The organism is Marinicrinis lubricantis, from assembly GCF_042658665.1.
GTDB classification, from domain to species: Bacteria; Bacillota; Bacilli; order Paenibacillales; family KCTC-33676; genus Marinicrinis; species Marinicrinis lubricantis.
The window spans coordinates 33,727-51,679 of the sequence record NZ_JBHSQV010000184.1; the positions used below are offsets into that span (position 1 = coordinate 33,727).

The following is a 17,953-nucleotide window of genomic DNA, read 5'->3' on the forward strand; positions in this document are numbered from 1 at the left end:
CTTATTTCCCTATTTTCTCCGCAGCGGATCCGAGAATAGCCTTTTGCTTCCCAATTAACTCTTGAATTCCGGACTCCGCCAGCTGCAGCAGTGCTTCCATCTCCTGCTTCGTAAACGGCGCTTCTTCACCCGTCCCCTGCACCTCAACGAAGGCCCCTTCGCCTGTCATCACTACATTCATATCCACTTTAGCATTCGAATCCTCGGCATAGTTAAGATCGAGAACAGGTTCACCCTGCACCACACCAACACTGACCGATGCTAAATAATCGGTAATCGGAAACTTGCTTAGATTATGCTGTTGAGCTAGTTTATCTACGGCCATCGTCATCGCAACGAAAGCGCCCGTGATCGAGGTCGTGCGTGTTCCGCCGTCCGCTTGAATAACATCGCAGTCAAGTGTAATGGTCCGCTCGCCCAGCGCTTCTAAATTAACGACAGACCGAAGCGCTCTCCCAATGAGGCGCTGAATCTCCATCGTTCTTCCGCCCAGCTTTCCCCGCGCGGCTTCCCTTTGATTTCGAACCTGTGTCGCTCTAGGAAGCATCGAATACTCCGCCGTAATCCAGCCTTTACCTTGTCCTTTCATAAAAGGAGGCACTCTTTCCTCCACCGAAGCAGTACAAATCACCTTCGTTTCGCCTGCCTCGATCAACACAGAGCCCTCCGCATATTTATTCACATGGGGAGTGATCACTATATTTCTTAAATCGTCCGGTTTTCTGCCGTCTGCACGCAAAAATGCTTCCTCCTAACGTCCGCTGTATCAGCGCAAAGTACATAAGTCTACCTTATTTTAACAAACATCCATCAGAAAATCATTATCATCTCCATTTAGGAGCCTGTTCCCAATCCTTCATCAACCGTAGTATACCCCGGAGAAGGCTCATCTTTTCCAAAATGCTGCAAAATTCATATTGACGCCCAGTGGAATGGTTTGGCATAATGTACGCGTGTACATTTTCCCGCTAAAGGAGGTCAGAATATCAGCAATCGAAAGCAGGTCGCCCAGCTGGCAGGGGTTTCGGAGGCGACCGTATCACGGGTTATGAATGGGATCGGCCCCATTAAGGAAAGCACCAGACAAAAAGTGCTTGATGCGGCCAAGCAGCTGGACTATTATCCCAACGATGTAGCAAGGCGCTTCGCCAAGAAGCAGAGTGGTAACATCGGCGTTGTATTGCCTTTCGTACCGAAAGTGAATTTATTTTCCACCTTTTACTTCTCTGAAATATTAAGCGGCATTGGAGAGATGCTGCACGAATCTGAATACGACTTGCTTCTGTTGTTTCGTGATGCCGACGGTCCAAAGGATTATTCTCGATGGTTCAAAACCGGAAAGGTCGATGGACTCATTATTTTGGGCAGCTCCGACAGTCAGGAAGAACGGAACGCACTGCTCCAGCTTGCAGACCATCATGTTCCCTTCTGTCTCGTTAATCAGCGGTACGACGAGGAGAAGCTGTCCTACGTAGACGGAGAGCATGTGTCCGGCAGCCGTGAAATGACCGCTTATTTGATACAGCAAGGATGCCGCCGGATCGCTTTTTTGAATGGTCCATTGGCTTATTCGAACAGCCGTGACCGGTTATTAGGCTATCGGCAAGCTTTGGAGGAGCATGGCATCGAATGGAACGATCAGTACCTATTTTACGGCAATTACAGCAGGAAAAGCGGAGCGCAGCAAGCAGAATTGATTCTGAAGCTGCTTCCGAAGCTGGATGCCGTCTATGCAGCCAACGATCGAATGGCGATCGGTGTCATGCAAACGCTTAAACAAGCGGGCATCCGGCCGGGACACGACCTGTTAGTTGCAGGCTACGACAATTCGGATGCTTCGTCTGTCTCTGATCCGCCTCTCACGACGGTTCATGTGCCGTTCCACCTTATGGGCAGAGAAGCTGCTAAATATTTGCTTCGCCAATTTGGATGCAAGGAACAGCCTGAAATCATTCAACTGAAACTGGACACGAAGCTCATCATTCGAGCATCGACTACGAAAAATTAGAATAAAACTGGAATGGGCGGTATTTTTGGAATAGCTGCTCTCTTGCGATCTTACCATTTCATATTTCATTAAAGGGAGGTACCTCGAATGAAAGAAATCGGCATCGGGATGATTGGTTATAAATTTATGGGCAAGGCACACAGCCACGCTTATAAGGATTTAAATATGTTTTTCCCCGACGCGCCTGTTCCGAAAATGAACGTGATTTGCGGAAGAAACGAAGAAGGCGTGCGACAGGCTCAACGTCAATTTGGCTGGGATAATTATGCTACGGACTGGAGGCAGCTGCTGGATAGGGACGATATTGATCTCATCGATATTAATGCACCCAGTGACGCCCACAAAGAGATCGCGCTGGCTGCTGCAGCCAGCAAAAAGCATCTGTTCTGCGAAAAACCGCTTGCTTTAAGCCTGGCCGATGCGCGTGAAATGCTCGATGCGGCAGAGAAGCATGGCGTGAAGCATATGGTCGGCTTCAATTACCGCTTCGCCCCTGCCGTTCAGCTGGCCAAAAAGCTGGTCGATGAAGGACGACTCGGAAAAATCTATCATTTCCGCGCATGGTTTCTGCAGGATTGGATCCTGGACCCTTCTTTCCCTCTCGTATGGAGGCTTCAAAAGGAAGTGGCCGGTTCCGGTTCCCATGGGGACTTAGGCGCCCATATTATCGATTTGGCTCATTTCCTCATCGGAGATATGACAGAAGTGATCGGAATGAACGAGACATTCGTCAAGGAGAGACCGATACCTTCTGCGATGACAGGACTTAGCGCGAAGAGTTCAGACAGCTCGGCTAAAGGACCGGTTACGGTCGATGATGCCACATTGTTTATGAGCCGCTTTGCATGCGGGGCGCTTGGCAGCTTCGAGGCAACCCGGTTTGCCGCGGGTCACCGCTGTACGAATTCATTCGAAATCAATGGCAGTAAAGGCAGTGTGAAATTCGACTTTGAGCGGATGAACGAGCTGCAGGTATATTTCACGGATGATGCCGAAGACGTTCAAGGCTTCCGGCGCGTCGTTGCGACCGACCCAGCCCATGCCTATATGGATGCTTGGTGGCCGGCAGGCCATACCATCGGATATGAGCATACATTCATCCATGAAGTGCTGGAGCTGATGCATGCGCTTGAGGAAGACCGTCAGCCCGTCCCAAATTTCGCAGACGGTGTGAAGTGCCAGCAGGTGCTGGAGGCGGTTGATTTATCGATTGCGGAAAGACGCTGGGTTTCCGTTAATGAACTATAATGTGCTGCTAGCCTGACCGATATACATTGCGATCATTTAGGCGGCATCATACCCAACTCTCGAAAGGTGTGCTGAACTATGTCAAAGCGTAAAGCGCTAATCTTCCAAGGCGGCTGGCAGGGACATGAACCGGAGCAGGTAGCAGACATCCTGGCCGGTATTCTGCGCGAGGAAGATTTCGATGTTGAAATATCCGATACACTGGAGTGCTTGGCCGATGGGGAACGGTTACACAGTTTTGATTTAATCGTACCGAATTGGACGCAGGGAAAAATTGAAGGGCCGCACCTCCGCAACCTGCTGGATACCATTGCTGAGGGAACCGGTCTGGCTGGCTTGCATGGCGGGATGGGCGACTCGTTCCGGATGGAAACGGATTATCAATTCATGGTCGGCGGGCAGTGGGTCGCTCACCCCGGCAATGACGGGGTGGAATATACGGTAAATATATTAGACCCTGAGCACCCATTAACGAAAGGCATGAAGGATTTCCAAGTGAAATCGGAGCAGTATTATATGCATGTCGATCCCGCTGTCCAAGTGCATGCCACCACACGTTTTCCTGTCGCGGAAGGTCCTTATACTGCGAACGGAACAGTGGATATGCCTGTGGTATGGAGCAAAATGTGGGGCCAAGGCAAAGTATATTACTGCTCTCTAGGACATGTGGCTAAAATTGTAAGGATGCCGGAAGTCATACAGCTCATGCGTTACGGCATGACTTGGGCTGCCCGCAGTAAGTAAGCAAATAGAACGAACTCTATTTTTTATGTTAGAAGGTGAGCCGCCTCATGAAGAAAGTGACCGTTGGTTTCATTGGCTGCGGGAATATCAGCAGCATATACTTAAAGAACTTATTGCAGGAAGAACATATTTTCGTCAAAGCCTGCGCAGATATGGAGCAAGAGCGTGCAATATCACAAGCGGAGAAATTTAGCATACCTGCTGCATGTTCTGTCCCAGAGCTGCTCGCGGACCCGGACATTGATATCGTCGTCAATTTAACGATCCCGCAGGCTCATGCAGCCGTTTCGCTGCAAGCGCTTCAGCATGGAAAGCATGTATACTTGGAGAAGCCGCTTGGGATAGCTACCGAAGAAGCGTCGGAAGTCATTCGCACTGCGAAGGAAAAAGGTCTCCGCGTCGCCTGTGCACCGGAAACCTTCATGGGCGGAGGAATCCAGACCTGTCTGCAGCTGATCGACAATGACGCCATCGGACAGCCCGTGGCGGCCGCCGCATTTATGATGGGGCGTGGGCACGAGCACTGGCATCCGAACCCTGAGTTTTATTACCAGACCGGCGGAGGACCTTTGTTCGATATGGGCCCGTATTACTTGACGGCACTTGTACAGCTGCTGGGTCCGATCCAATCGATCAGCGCTTCGGCCAAAATCACCTTCCCGCAAAGAACGATCTTAAGCGAACCGAAGAAGGGCGAGATCATTCAGGTGGAAACCCCGACCCATGTTTCGAGCACCTTGGATTTCCACCAGGGCGCAACTGCTACGATGGTCATGAGCTTTGATGTTATGGCAGGACACAGTCTTCCGAATATAGAGATATACGGTACGAAGGGTACCCTTCAAGTTCCAGATCCGAATAATTTCAGCGGGACGATTCGATTAAAGAAAACCGGAGATAAGGAATGGACCGACATTCCGGTATCTCATGCTTATACGGACAACTGCCGGGGGATCGGTGTGAAGGACTTAGCCTACGCAATATTGAACGAGAGAGAACATCGGGCTTCAGGTGAAATGGCTTTTCATGTCCTTGAAGCCATGGAAGGCTGTCTCGTTTCAGCGAAGGAACACAAATCCTATGTTATGCAGTCCACGTGCAGCAAGCCGGCACCGGTTCCGAAAGACGGAATTGTTTCCTAAGATTTAAACATACGAACGATCTATTAAGGCATCTCGCTACCCGCGGGATGCCTATTTCAATTGCTGATCTATAAATAAAACTGAATAATCAAACATTTTTTCATTATAAATTAGTGTCAAACCTAGATAGGCAAACATATTTTAGCCATGAGAAAGCAAAGACAAATATGACGAACAATCTATATTATATCATCGTTTGGTGGAGGAGCGAATTATTTTGAGGAAGCTGATCATTTTTTCAATCATCGGTTTTTTTGCTCAATTGATCGACGGATCGCTGGGAATGGCCTATGGTGCTACATCATCGTCTTTGCTGCTGATGTTCGGCGTCGCTCCAGCGGTCGCGTCGGCTTCGATTCATATAGCGGAAATCGCAACGACAGCCGCATCAGGAGTATCCCACTTATATTTTAAAAATGTAGACCGTTCCATTCTGCTCAGACTGACGATCCCGGGTGCGGTCAGCGCCTTCATCGGAGCCGCCTTCTTAAGCCATCTGCCGGGCGAAGTCATTAGACCGTTCATCTCGATCTTTCTGCTGCTGCTGGGCGTATATATCGTGTATCGATTTATGTTCCGTGAGCGAAAATTGTCCAGCAAACAACCCGCAGGCGTATCAAGCCGATTTCTTACACCGTTAGGCTTCATTGGAGGGTTTTTTGATGCGGTAGGCGGCGGAGGCTGGGGGCCGATCACAACTCCCATGCTCTTAGCTAAGAAGGGCATGACCCCGAGAAGAGTCATCGGCACCGTCGATACAAGTGAATTCGTCATTGCTGTTTCGGCTACACTAGGCTTCATCCTTTTCTTAGGCTGGGGGCAATTCCATTGGGTTTGGGTCTTTGCCTTCATGGGCGGCGGTATTTTAGCCGCGCCGCTGGCAGCTTGGCTTGTAAAAATCATTCCCTCTTATTTGCTGGGCGTTTTAGTTGGAGGCTTTATTATTCTTACGAATGCGAATACGATCATCCAAGCATCAGAATTCATCCCAAGCTCATGGATTCCATATATGTATGCGGTTCTTCTTACACTTTGGACGATTGCAATCATCTATCAGTTCAGGCATCGTCCGAGATCCAGCGTCCATGCCGAACCCCTTCCAACACCTGCAGTGCACAGCAAACAAGCCGTTGAATAGCACCTTTATGCCAAAAAAGAAGCAGGGCTTTCCCCGCTTCTTTTTTGGCGTTAATTTTCAGCTGCTTCTTGTATCGTATTTTTTTCCGAGTTCTGCTTTGGTGTTTCTTCCTTCTGTGGTGTCGTCCGTTTAATAAAGAAAGCTAATACCAGGGCTGCAACCGTAATCCAAGTCGCCACTTGAAAGGCTGCATTAATTCCATAAATAAAAGAGTCCGTGTAAGCTCCCGTCATGAGCGCTTTATCATCTTGCGCGATGCCTTGAGAGGTCACAATTTCTGTCATTCGGCTCTTCTGCAAATTCGTTGCGATTGTTACTAAGAGAGCGGTTCCCAGTGCACCTGAAATCGTCCGAAGTGTATTGACCATGGCCGTCCCATGAGCATTGAGACGCTGCGGCAGCTGATTCAATCCCGCCGTCATGATCGGCATCATCAGCATGGACATCCCGAACATCCTAGCCGTATACATTAAAATGAGATGCGTGTAGCTTGTGGAGTCCGTTAAACGGCTAAATTCCCAAGTCGTAATGATCGTAATGATCAAACCAACGACAGCGAGCCATCTTGCACCGACCCGGTCAAAAATGATTCCAGTAATCGGCGACATAATTCCCATAATAATCGCCCCCGGAAGCAGCAGAAGCCCGGATTCCACCGCCGAAAAGCCTCGCAGCGTCTGCACATAGAGCGGAAGCAGAATCATGCCGGCATACATCGCCATCGTAATGATGACATTAATCACCGTCGTTAAGGAAAACATCCCGTATTTGAACACTCTAAATTCAAGCAGCGGTTTCTCGGAGCGAAGCTCGCGGAATAAAAACAAGAGAAGCCCGATAACCCCAACGGTAAGACTGATAATAACCGTGCTGCTGCCCCAGCCATCGTTTCCAGCATCACTAAATCCGTACAGCAGTCCTCCAAATCCAAGCGTAGAAAGGATAATGCTGGTCAGATCCAGGCGATGAGCAGATCGCTGAGTAACATTTTTCATAAACAGTAAACCCATCACGACCGCCAACAAAGCAAAAGGAAGGATAATATAGAAGAGCACTCTCCAAGAATAATTCTCTACAATCCATCCAGACAACGTAGGACCTACTGCCGGTGCAAATACCATGGCGAGTCCCATCACGCCCATCGCTTGGCCGCGTTTTTCAATAGGGAAAATCGTCAATGTCACGACGGTCATCAGCGGCATCAAAATTCCCGCGCCGCAAGCCTGAATCAACCTTCCAATAAGCAGAACGGTGAAATTCGGGGCAAGCATACAAAATAATGTCCCTATAGCAAACAAAATGGTGGACGTATTCACCAGCTGCCTCGTACTGAACTTGTCAATCAGAAAGGCACTGATCGGAATAAGTACACCGTTGACCAGCATAAATCCTGTAGTTAACCACTGTGCTGTATTGGCACTTACATCGAGACTTTCCATCATTTGTGGCAGCGCAATGTTAATTAACGTTTGGCTGAGCAATGTTACGAATGCACCGATAATTAAGGTAGACATGATTAACACTTTGTTAATCGGTTGCTCTTGGGGCTGTATCTCTGTCTTCGCCATCGTTTGTATCCCTCTCTCCTAATATTTTGCTAATTTTATTCAAGGTACGTATCAAATGCTCCATTTCCTCTTCCGGTATATTCTCCAATAAACTGGACAAATGATCCAAGAATAATTGATCTGCTTTGTTCTGAACCTGTTCACCCTTCTCCGTGAGCCGCAAAGTCTTTGAACGACGGTCTGATGACAAACGCTCCCGCTCCACCAATCCAGACTTGACAAGGCGATCGACCATGCTGCTAATGGTACTGTTTCCTAGATGCAGCCTTTCCGCTAGCTCAAGCACCCCGATATTCGGATTTCGTTTGATGATCCGCATCACGCGTGTCTGCATCACGGTCGTTCCCAAAGCTTCCGTGTCTTTCCTCAAAATCTTCATGTAGCTTTTGTTTACTTCCCGAAACGTCCCCATCAGCCTCTCGATCTGTTCATTGGTACTCAATTTTGCTGTCACCCACCTCATTCCAAAAAATCACTTCCAAAATTAATTCGCATGTGAAGTATTTTATGGCGGGATCATGCTTTTGTCAACAATGACAAGTCAGATCCTAATTTAAGGAAAAAATGAAATAACCCCTTTTTAAGAGGTTATTTTAAATCTCAAGCTATATTCTGAGTCTATGTCTTCAGCTAGAATTACATTTCCAGCTTGTTTACATGTGCAGGCTTGTTCACCGGTGCAGAGTAATTTACAGCGTCCGTACTCTGTACTCCGACTTTGCCGTCCACCATAATCTGGACCTGCTCCGCTCCTGTGCTCTCCGTAACGGACAAGATGATGGATTGCAGCGTCTCCGTACTAATCGCGCTCTCTGCTCCCAAGATAGCGGAATCAAAGTTAACCGTTACGAGCTGGTCTTGCTGCTTCACACCCAGCACTTGAACCTCCGGCATAATCACAGATGCCAAAGACGAATCTGCGGAAGGTCCCTGAATCAACTGATTTAATGAAGCTTCTGCAGTATTATCGGTGTAATCGATCATACGAGTTACAGGTACCAAATATGTATAATCGTCTTCCGTTTTATTTTGGAAGTAGAGTGTAACCGCGCTCGCTTTCACTAGATTCACGCCTTCGCCGCGCTCCACATTAATACCCATGTCCCGAGACAACGGCTCATCCAGCGGAGTGGCATTCATCGGCATTTCCGCAAGCTTCGCGCCTTCTACACGAATTTGAACTTGATCCACTGTAGAAAAGCCCGTCAATGCCCAAGTGATCGCCTCAAGCATTTTTCGCTCATCGTGTGGATTATAATTCGTAAAATATTCCGAAAAATCGACGATGGCCAGCCCGTCTCTAATATCCATGCCCAACACTTCGGTTCCTGCTGGAATTAAGGCAGTAAAGCCTTCGGGAAGCTGCCCTTCCCCTGGACCGCCTTCAACCATGTAGTTTAATGCCTGCTTGGCAATCCCCTCCGTTTGAGGAACATCCATTGTTACCGGTGCCACATAACCCTGCTCATCCTTAAAGTACAGCGTAACCGGCTGCGTATTTTCGATTACGGCTGCATCCTCACTCGTTGATTCCCCAATCTGATCCTCTTGCTCCGCGGGAGGCGGGTCTATGGATCGTTCCTCATTGTCAGAGCCGAAGGAACACCCGGCCAATAGCACTACACTGAGCAGAAAAAGGATGAATGCGGACTTCCATTTTAATGCCTTCATCAATATTTCCTCCCTATCGTTTTGTAGTACTATGTATACGAGCCTCGGCCTCGTTTATAACTACTTTTTGTCCAACTCCTCCGTCTTTTCTGCTTTAGCCTGCTTGCGGTGCGCAATTCGGCTGCTGGCTGCTGCCGCGATCGCCCCGACGATGTCATCGAGGAAGGTATGTATAGGCTCATCCTTCTTATCATTCAGGCGCTCCAGCACCCCCGGCTTCATCTTATCGATATATCCAAAGTTCGTGAAGCCTATGCTTCCGTAGACATTAACAATCGATAAGGCAAGCACTTCATCTACGCCATACAAGCCCTCATCATGGGCAATCATCTCCTGGAGCTCCGGGATCAGCTGATTTTTTTCGGCTAACAGATCCAATTGAATTCCCGTTAGAACCGCGTTCTGGACCTCCCTCTTCTCCAATACGTCGGCGACATTGCTTTCGCATTCTTCCAGTGTTAAATCATGAAAATAATCTTTTTGCAAAAACATGACTAACTCTGCAATTTCGCGAATCTGCACACCTCGATCCTGCAGCAGCCTCAGCGTGGCTTCCCGTACCTTTTGACTGTCCAAACTGTATGGTTTCAATGCAACCTATCCTTTCTGCTGGTAGCTTCAATCTGTCGTTTAGGATATCCAATGTCGGCTTTTTTCACCCACTGGAAACAACGGAGCAAGTTAACCTATGACGCTGTACACAATTCCTTGCTGCGTTTCCGTGCTTTCAATTCGCTGACGATCCCGCAAATAGATCAGATGTGCAATGACTTCTGCCATCGCAAATCGAAGCTGATGAACGGATAGTCTAGTTCCGAACATGGAGCTGCATATTTCAAAAGCAGTACGAGGGCGATCCTTAAGAAGAGCCGTCATCGCTTGAAGACGCTCCTCGTGATGCATGAGCATTTCCACAGTCCTTTCTTTAAAATTCATGAAAGGGTCTCTGTGACCTGGGAAAGCCTTCTCCACTTCATACTGCTGCATCCGTTTCAAGCCATCTAAAAAGCGATCCAGCGGATTGGGATCACCTCCGGGCAAATAACTGACATTGGACGTAATCCTCGGAAGCACATGATCCCCGCAGAATATCCGCTTCCGCTGCGGCTGATAAAAGGATATATGTCCGGCTGCGTGACCTCCGGTCTCGATCATATCATAAGACTCACCGCCTAAAATAAATTCCTGATCGCTAGGAAAATGAATCACTCGCGGTGCAGGCGAAACCAAAGGCTTAAAGCTTTCCAAATGAGCAGCCATCTTGCTGCATGTTTCATCGTCCATACCTTGCTTGCGAAACATCTCCACCATGTCGCGACTCATCGTCTCCTGCTGGGACCACATCAACTGGGCCTGCTCGTGTGCCGTTTGCGACATCCATACCTCTGCTCCGCTCTGCTGTTGAATATAGCCGCTGATTCCATAATGGTCCGGATGATGGTGGGTAAGCACGACTCTTCCAATATCCGACCATTTGATGTTCAGCTGATGCAGTACGCTCCCCCAATGCTGTCTGCCCTCTTCATGATTCAATCCGGGGTCGATCAATGTTACCCTCTGATCCGGTTCCGTCAGTACATAACTATTCACCCACCGAAGCGGAAAAGGCAAAGGAGTTCTTATTTGCCAAATCTCTTCGTGTTTTTCTATGATTTGTCTCATGGATGGTGTGCCTCCTTATTCATTTCGAAACCGCCTTCGACATGGTTTCCCTTTTCCAGCTCAAATTCCTCTATCCTACAAGTTTATCACTTCACTTAGAGGTCATCCACGAGACTTTAAACTATAACATAAAAAAGCTGCCCTTTCGGACAGCACGATTTTTACAACGTAGCGATGAACTGCTGAAGATCTTCTATAAATTCCTCCATTGCTTGCTTATCCTCTTCCGAAAGCTCCTGATCCTGATTTTGATCTTGACTTTGATCATCCTGCTGCTTGGATTGATCCTTATCGCCATTACCTTTGCCGTCGGAACCGGAACCGCCAAGCTGCTGCTGGCATTGCTCCAGAAGTGCAGTAGCAACGAATTCTGCACTTAGCCCGTAATGTCGTATAATTGCACTTAAATCATCTAACTGGTGATGATTATCGACGATTTCCCTCAATCTGCTCACCTTATAACCTCCTACAATTCAAAATGCTCAAGTATAGCTTTTCCGATTCCGGCACATTTCATGTGATAAGGATTGAATTGAAATCAGACAACTATGCCGTGACATATATGTTAAAAAAGGCATTGCCAAATAGGAAACAAACGTTATACACTGCACATAGCAGCATAATACAGTTGGCTTTATATTTAACATTTGGAGGATGTTATGGATCAAATTTGGATCGGGATGCTTGCAACTGGAGGCTGCACCGCCCTCGGAGCAGTACCTGCACTATTTTTCAACAACGTGTCCCATCGCATCAAGGACATCCTGCTTGCATATACCGCAGGTATTATGGTCGCAGCCTCTACGAACAGTCTCATCCCTTCAGCCTTGGAAATGTCTAATTTAGCGGTTCTATCCATTGGTGTAATTACGGGAACTCTGCTGTTAATGATTTTGGAGCACTTCATTCCTCATATGGACTTGGAACATACATCGGGCAGGCCGATGCAGCGTATTGAACGAAGCACCCTGCTGTTCGTTACGGCCATGGCTCTGCATAACTTGCCGGAGGGCCTATCCGTGGGAGTCAGTTTTGCCAGTGAGGACGATCAGCTTGGCAGCTTGGTTTCCTTCGCAATCGGTCTTCAAAACATCCCTGAAGGGGCACTCATTGCATTCTTTTTAATTTCAAGGAGTGTTTCACGCTGGTATGCATTTATCTTTAGTGCCATTACCGGCTTGATCGAGCTTCTTTCATTTCTTATCGGCTTTTATTTTTCACAATCGATTGCCGGCATCGTACCGTACGGTTTGGCTTTTGCCGCAGGGGCCATGCTGTTCGTTGTCTATAAAGAATTAATTCCCGAAAGCCACGGTGACGGTCATGCCCGCTCAGCCACGTTCTCTTTTATCGTTGGATTGCTGACAATGATCATCCTGTCAAATACGTTGGGGTGACCAAGATATCTATTCGTAAAAAACTAAAAACCTTCTTTTATGCACCCGATTTAGGGCAAAAAAGAAGGTTATAGTTGAGAAGAGTTTTAGATGGACAGCTCCCCAAGCCGAATCAGCTCTACTACTGCTTGTGAACGACCTTTTACATTCAGTTTCTGCATCACATTGGAAATATGATTTCGCACGGTCTTTTCACTGATAAACAGCTGTCCTGCAATCTCTTTGGTCGTTTTGTCCTGTACCAGTAGTTCAAAGACCTCTCGTTCTCGATTGGTTAAAATCATCTTGCTTCTATGGTCGTTACCTTGCAAATTGGTCACCCCTCCTTGTTCGGGCCTTTTCTTTATACAAGGTGTAGGGATACAGTCAAAATTAGTGTATGAACGACCAGAATGAAAGGTTCTTTATCCTACGAAAATGGGCACCGCCGCTGCACAGGTGCGAAAAGAATGAGAAAAATCCCCTGTGAACTCGGCCTTGAGGCTTGTTCAAACCAGGGGATTTTATTTGATTAATCGTTTATTCTGTTTCTCATGCCGCCCATGTTCCCATTGTTGCCTGCTCCGTTGTCACGATCATCTTCTGCAGCATTCCACGGGAAGATCCGATTCATCATCTCATTGAATTCATTAATAAACCCTCTAACCGGATTTCCATTATCCATCTGCTCTAAAAACCCGTTAACGCGGTCTACGAAATCCGGATTTGCAGATACATACACATTTTCCACATCCGGCTCTAATTGCTGTACTTGTCTCGCAATTTGACGTTTCAGAGCACCTGTCATTTCATCTTGATTTACATCCATCCGGTTCATCTCGGAATAATGCTTTCGTTTGCCGGTACGATCACTAAGTTCTACTGCAACATAAGCATTATTGTCAGTGAGCAGAACATTCGCGCTGTCTATTTCCTTCATTGCTGATATTCTTTTGGCGACATCGTCGGCTCTTTCCATGCGAGTATTTTCATGCATGGCCCCATTGTTATTGCCCATATTTCTTCTCGTCATGCCGTCATTGACATCTCCGGCATTTCTTTGAGTCATACCGCCATTGTTTTCAGCGTTTCTGCGAGTGACATTGCCGCCGTTTCCTGCCGGTCCGAATATTCCCGTTCCAGCTCCGTTCTTCTCATTGATATGAGTTCCATTATTATTGGCGGATCTGGAGCCGTTATTTGGCTGCATTCGAACCTGATCATTCCCAATTCGTTTCGTACCTACACCGCGGTTGCCCGTCAGATCCCGGTTCATCCCCAAGTCGTTACGATCAAGCTGTTGAACCCTGGTGTTTCCTCCACGATTTTGTTCCATTGCGCCATTCGTGTTGCCGTTATTGTTGCCATGATTCCCATTGTTATTGGTACAGGCAGCGAGTGACAGTACGACCATCCCTGCTATTGTCAAGTGGTATATTTTACGCTTAAACATAATTTCCCTCCGTTTTGCTTCTATCATGATCTACAAAGCTTAGATTGCGTAGGAGCTGGAATTTCAAACTAGTAATCAACTGGTAACCAAACGAATTCATGTTATTTCAACAAGCATTACTTTCCAATAAACATCTGTGTCACCATAATTCCGCATGGTCCTCCGCTTACAATACCGATTCCAATGTGGGTATACTCGGCTTTTAATATGTTTTCGCGATGTCCTGGTGATTTCATCAATGCTTGGTGCGCTTGCGCTGCGGTTTGATTACATGCAATATTTTCTCCGGCCGTCCGATACGTAATCCCAAACTGTTTCATCATATCGAATGGAGATCCGTATGTCGGTGATTGATGAGAGAAGTAGTTTTTCGCGATCATGTCTTTACTTTTGAGCCTTGCCGCTTCGGTCAGCTTTAGATCAACCTGCAGAGGCTGCAGCCCCGCCTTTTGACGTTCTTGATTTACGAGAGCCAGCATTTCCTGCTCGGCCGCAGTAAGACCAGGGACGGAAGGTGTCTTCGGCTGCTCAGGCGCTTTAGGCTGTTCCGGAGCTTTCGGAACTGGCGTTGGTGTCGGCTGCGCCTTCGGAATTTTCGCATTGGCGTACGCCCACAAAATATTTTCCAGTGTCTTGGCATCAACAGCACCGGTCACCGGCAGGCCGTATTTGTACTGGAAATATCGCACTCCTTTTTCCGTTGCCGGGCCATAAATTCCGTCAATACTTCCGGCATAATAACCTAACGTTTTCAACATCCCTTGGACAGCATATACGTCAGCACCTCTCGTTCCTCTTCCAAACGCATCGGCTTTCCCGACAGCGACATTCAACATTAAGAAAGAGCACAAGAGTACGACAAGGATTGATTTTTGGTTCGCTTTTAAATTCAACGCATTTCACTCCCGTTATTCTTTGTTATTCGGCGCGACTTTCGCCTCCATAATATGCCCTTGTATGTAGAGGAAAAAGTTCGGTAATTAAAGGGAAAACACCGAAAACAAAAAATGCTTTATGCCCTTTCGCATAAAGCATTGATATTTGTATTTTTCACTTATTCCGACATGACTGCTGTCACAATTAGATCTGGCGCTCTCCATACTTTCTTATGAACCACCAACCCATGGTTTGTCAGCTGCCTATCCTTCCATCGTTTCGCCAATTCGGTGCATTCCCATTGGAAGACGCTCCGCTGGCTTTTCTTCTGCTTCTTAGGCCTTTGAAACGAAGCAATCGACTTTGGCTTTCGTCTCGGCTTTTTCCTTCGGATGGACTTTGTGTCCCATCCCTGCGCCACCCTGTGCACTTTCACCTGCTTATACTTGGTTGCGACGGGAAGCCTAAGGACTGCCTTATGAATAACCGCATCCTGAGGGATCGCTGCCAGATTAAAAGAAAAATATGCCGCCGGTTTTCGATTCCCGTTCGATTTATAATATCGGTTCGGCTTGAGAATAACCGTTCGCTCGGACCAACGCGCCTCGGAATTTACCGGTTCTTCTAATCTTTCTAGCAGCTGACCATCTATTGAAATATATCGGGAGCTGTTTATCGAATAGCGGATGCGCTCTCTTCCCTTTAAATAAATGAGAGAAGGCTCTTCCTGTATAACACCGTCCAATATCGCTCTTTCTCTCCGATAAATCCATTCGAGATGTCTCCCATTTAGTCGGTAATCATGGTACGATTCCGCATATCTGCGGCCGGACGAGCCAATTTCCGGCCAAGACGCAGGATGCTGAAGCAGCCATTTTAATTTCATATACAGCTGTGCGGGACTCGCGGACACGATCGGCATCTCCGCCGGATAGCGATGCTTCAGATCTTCCCTGATGTAGGCAACAACGGGCTTTCCGAGCGCCATAGCCTCCACTGATAACAATCCATAGCTGCCATTGTATACTTGATCGATGACGATATCGGCCGTCTGGTAGCGCTGCAGCGCTTCCTCATTCGATACCCTCTGAATACGTTCATAATGAAAGGCAAAACCTTCTCCAGCCAATCGGTTTAATACTTCTTCGATATAGCCGGTGCCTTTGAAATAAGCATGTGTGGGGGCATGTATGATACGGGGAACTGCATTCGGATCCGGAAGCTGTACGGGGGTAGTCAAGACGTCACAGGCAATGGGAAGAACGTAAATCCGGTCAAAATAGCTTCGCACATATTCCGCTACTTCAAAGTCTTGAACGATACATGCCTGCATATAACGGGAGGACTGCTCTAATTGAGATACGACCAGATGCTCATCCAGATACGTGTCAATCAGCCTGGAATAAGGATTATAAATGGCAGCTTCCTGCCTCGTTCTAACATCATTGCCCCAAAACTGCATGATCCGAACACGGTTGCGGTCTCTCGCGAACCGGAAGTCCATTCCTTTATTCATGCTCTTACCGTAATGAAAATGAAAGACGTCGTATTTGTGCTGTGAAGCAGCCAGCTGTGCTCTCAGTTGGCTCTGCGACACATTCATGATGCCTTTCGAATAACCGAGGTAATTATGCTCGATGTTATATGAATCAACATTGTGACCTAAAGCTTGGAGGCCTCTGGATTGAAGCCCCATTTGGCCTGCAATTTCCAGAGGCCCTTGAATGATTCTCACCCAGGACACCTCCTACAATTTATAATAGCGTCCCTTGCAGCTAAATCCTTCCATTTTGTTTCTCGTATCAAAAATGACCTTCGCTTCCGCTGCAAGCAGTGAATAATCCGTCTGGTCATGGTCTGTCGTAATGACAACCAAATCGAAGTCCCTTACCGATTCCGGTGTTAAGCTAATGCTGCTCTTCTTCCTGCCGACGGCACTCATCGTTGGCACATGCGGATCATAGTACTCCCAATCGACGCCATAGCGATCCAGCAAGCTCATAATTTCGAGTACAGGAGATTCGCGAAGGTCGGGGACATTCTTCTTGTAAGCCGCACCAACGAGCAGTACCTTAGCACCCTTCATCGGTTTCTGCAGCTCATTCAGCATCATCGTCATTCGAAAAACGACATATTCGGGCATGCTTTCATTAATTTCGGCTGCTCTTTCGATCAACTGTGAAGTATAATGGTATTCCTTTGCCTTCCAAGTTAAATAATGCGGATCGACGGGAATGCAGTGTCCGCCAATGCCCGGACCCGGGTAAAAAGGGAGGAAGCCGTAAGGCTTCGTGCTGGCTGCTTCAATAACCTTCCAAATGTCAAGTCCCATCCGATGACACAAAACAGCTAACTCGTTCATCAGACCAATGTTTACTAGACGGAACGTATTTTCAACGATTTTTGCCATCTCCGCGATTTCCGTGCGGTCGACCTGAAATAGCTTTTCCTTCAGCACATGCTCATACAATCTGGCGGCTAACTTCGTGCAATGCTCGCTTGTTCCTCCGACGATCCGCGGAATGCCTTTAATCTGAAAGCTGCGGTTGCCCGGATCAATACGTTCCGGAGAATAGGCTAAGAAGACATCTTCGCCTATCTTTGCACCCGCTTTTTCCAAAATCGGCTTTGCGATCTCGGTCGTCGTGCCGGGAAACGTCGTACTGCTGAGAATAATCAATATAGGCTTCTTCATATACTGTGAAATGCTTTCTACCGCCGCAATTAAATAAGATAGATCCGGCTGTTTATATTTATCAATCGGTGTCGGGACACATATACTGACGGCATCCACGCCGCTTAGCCGTCTGAAATCCGTCGTTGCCGTCAGCTTGCCGGAATGGACCTGTTCCGAAAGCTCCTGATCATCAATATCGGAAATATATGATTTGCCTTCAATAATCGAGTCTACCTTTTGCTCATCGACGTCAAAGCCGATCACCTGATACCCCGCTTGGGCTTTCGCAACAGCCAGCGGCAGTCCAACGTACCCTAAGCCAATAACACCTAACACAGCTGACCTTTGCTCAATGGCTGACATAAATTGCTCAAAATGTCCCAAGCTTTC

Annotated in this window: 18 protein-coding genes; 6 read left to right on the forward strand and 12 right to left on the reverse strand. The window is 47.5% G+C overall.

The annotated features are described in order from the left end of the window. Nucleotide 1: 1 nt before the first annotated feature. Nucleotides 2-739 (reverse strand): ribonuclease PH, encoded by a 738-nt coding sequence (rph, locus tag ACFPXP_RS20080; protein ID WP_379896191.1) that lies wholly within the window; start codon nucleotides 737-739, stop codon nucleotides 2-4. 246 nt (nucleotides 740-985) lie between these two features. Between rph and ACFPXP_RS20085 the strand changes: the two genes are divergently transcribed. The 5 genes from ACFPXP_RS20085 to ACFPXP_RS20105 all read left to right on the forward strand — a co-directional run bounded on the left by ACFPXP_RS20085 (nucleotide 986) and on the right by ACFPXP_RS20105 (nucleotide 6,280). After that, entirely contained in the window at nucleotides 986-2,008 is a 1,023-nt protein-coding gene (locus ACFPXP_RS20085) for a LacI family DNA-binding transcriptional regulator (RefSeq protein ID WP_379896295.1), read from the forward strand. 87 nt (nucleotides 2,009-2,095) lie between these two features. Further along, entirely contained in the window at nucleotides 2,096-3,256 is a 1,161-nt protein-coding gene (locus ACFPXP_RS20090; protein ID WP_379896192.1) for a Gfo/Idh/MocA family protein, read from the forward strand. Nucleotides 3,257-3,334: 78 nt separating this feature from the next. Continuing rightward, on the forward strand, nucleotides 3,335-4,000 hold the full coding sequence (locus ACFPXP_RS20095; RefSeq protein ID WP_379896193.1) for a ThuA domain-containing protein: 666 nt from the start codon (nucleotides 3,335-3,337) through the stop codon (nucleotides 3,998-4,000). Nucleotides 4,001-4,047: 47 nt separating this feature from the next. Continuing rightward, nucleotides 4,048-5,142, forward strand: coding sequence for a Gfo/Idh/MocA family protein (locus ACFPXP_RS20100; RefSeq protein WP_379896194.1), 1,095 nt, complete (start codon nucleotides 4,048-4,050; stop codon nucleotides 5,140-5,142). Between the two features lie 217 nt (nucleotides 5,143-5,359). Then, a complete protein-coding gene (locus tag ACFPXP_RS20105) occupies nucleotides 5,360-6,280 on the forward strand; it encodes a sulfite exporter TauE/SafE family protein (RefSeq protein WP_379896195.1) in 921 nt (306 codons plus the stop codon). 50 nt (nucleotides 6,281-6,330) lie between these two features. Here ACFPXP_RS20105 and ACFPXP_RS20110 read toward each other — a convergent pair whose 3' ends face one another. From ACFPXP_RS20110 to ACFPXP_RS20135, 6 genes are all read right to left on the reverse strand, one after another. Continuing rightward, a complete protein-coding gene (locus tag ACFPXP_RS20110; protein WP_379896196.1) occupies nucleotides 6,331-7,848 on the reverse strand; it encodes a DHA2 family efflux MFS transporter permease subunit in 1,518 nt (505 codons plus the stop codon). Continuing rightward, nucleotides 7,808-8,290, reverse strand: coding sequence for a MarR family winged helix-turn-helix transcriptional regulator (locus ACFPXP_RS20115; protein ID WP_379896197.1), 483 nt, complete (start codon nucleotides 8,288-8,290; stop codon nucleotides 7,808-7,810). The genes ACFPXP_RS20110 and ACFPXP_RS20115 overlap by 41 nt, the downstream gene beginning before the upstream one ends. Before the next feature lie 194 nt (nucleotides 8,291-8,484). After that, nucleotides 8,485-9,519 (reverse strand): GerMN domain-containing protein, encoded by a 1,035-nt coding sequence (locus ACFPXP_RS20120; protein WP_379896198.1) that lies wholly within the window; start codon nucleotides 9,517-9,519, stop codon nucleotides 8,485-8,487. 60 nt (nucleotides 9,520-9,579) lie between these two features. Then, nucleotides 9,580-10,110: a phosphatidylglycerophosphatase A family protein gene (locus tag ACFPXP_RS20125; RefSeq protein ID WP_379896199.1), complete on the reverse strand. Its 531-nt coding sequence runs from the start codon at nucleotides 10,108-10,110 to the stop codon at nucleotides 9,580-9,582. A gap of 90 nt (nucleotides 10,111-10,200) precedes the next feature. Then, nucleotides 10,201-11,181, reverse strand: coding sequence for an MBL fold metallo-hydrolase (locus ACFPXP_RS20130; RefSeq protein ID WP_379896200.1), 981 nt, complete (start codon nucleotides 11,179-11,181; stop codon nucleotides 10,201-10,203). A gap of 161 nt (nucleotides 11,182-11,342) precedes the next feature. Then, complete coding sequence (locus tag ACFPXP_RS20135; RefSeq protein ID WP_379896201.1) at nucleotides 11,343-11,636, reverse strand: hypothetical protein; 294 nt, start codon at nucleotides 11,634-11,636, stop codon at nucleotides 11,343-11,345. A 204-nt stretch (nucleotides 11,637-11,840) separates the two neighbouring features. Between ACFPXP_RS20135 and ACFPXP_RS20140 the strand changes: the two genes are divergently transcribed. Next, nucleotides 11,841-12,578, forward strand: a complete 738-nt coding sequence (locus ACFPXP_RS20140) for a ZIP family metal transporter (protein WP_379896203.1) — start codon at nucleotides 11,841-11,843, stop codon at nucleotides 12,576-12,578. 86 nt (nucleotides 12,579-12,664) lie between these two features. Here ACFPXP_RS20140 and ACFPXP_RS20145 read toward each other — a convergent pair whose 3' ends face one another. The 5 genes from ACFPXP_RS20145 to ACFPXP_RS20165 form a co-directional block, all read right to left on the reverse strand. Further along, entirely contained in the window at nucleotides 12,665-12,862 is a 198-nt protein-coding gene (locus ACFPXP_RS20145; RefSeq protein ID WP_379896296.1) for a helix-turn-helix domain-containing protein, read from the reverse strand. Nucleotides 12,863-13,089: 227 nt separating this feature from the next. After that, complete coding sequence (locus tag ACFPXP_RS20150) at nucleotides 13,090-14,010, reverse strand: YhcN/YlaJ family sporulation lipoprotein (RefSeq protein ID WP_379896205.1); 921 nt, start codon at nucleotides 14,008-14,010, stop codon at nucleotides 13,090-13,092. 116 nt (nucleotides 14,011-14,126) lie between these two features. After that, entirely contained in the window at nucleotides 14,127-14,903 is a 777-nt protein-coding gene (locus ACFPXP_RS20155) for a CAP domain-containing protein (RefSeq protein WP_379896206.1), read from the reverse strand. A gap of 161 nt (nucleotides 14,904-15,064) precedes the next feature. Next, a complete protein-coding gene (locus tag ACFPXP_RS20160) occupies nucleotides 15,065-16,621 on the reverse strand; it encodes a DNRLRE domain-containing protein (protein ID WP_379896207.1) in 1,557 nt (518 codons plus the stop codon). A 12-nt stretch (nucleotides 16,622-16,633) separates the two neighbouring features. Beyond that, entirely contained in the window at nucleotides 16,634-17,947 is a 1,314-nt protein-coding gene (locus ACFPXP_RS20165; protein ID WP_379896208.1) for a nucleotide sugar dehydrogenase, read from the reverse strand. Nucleotides 17,948-17,953 lie beyond the last annotated feature (6 nt).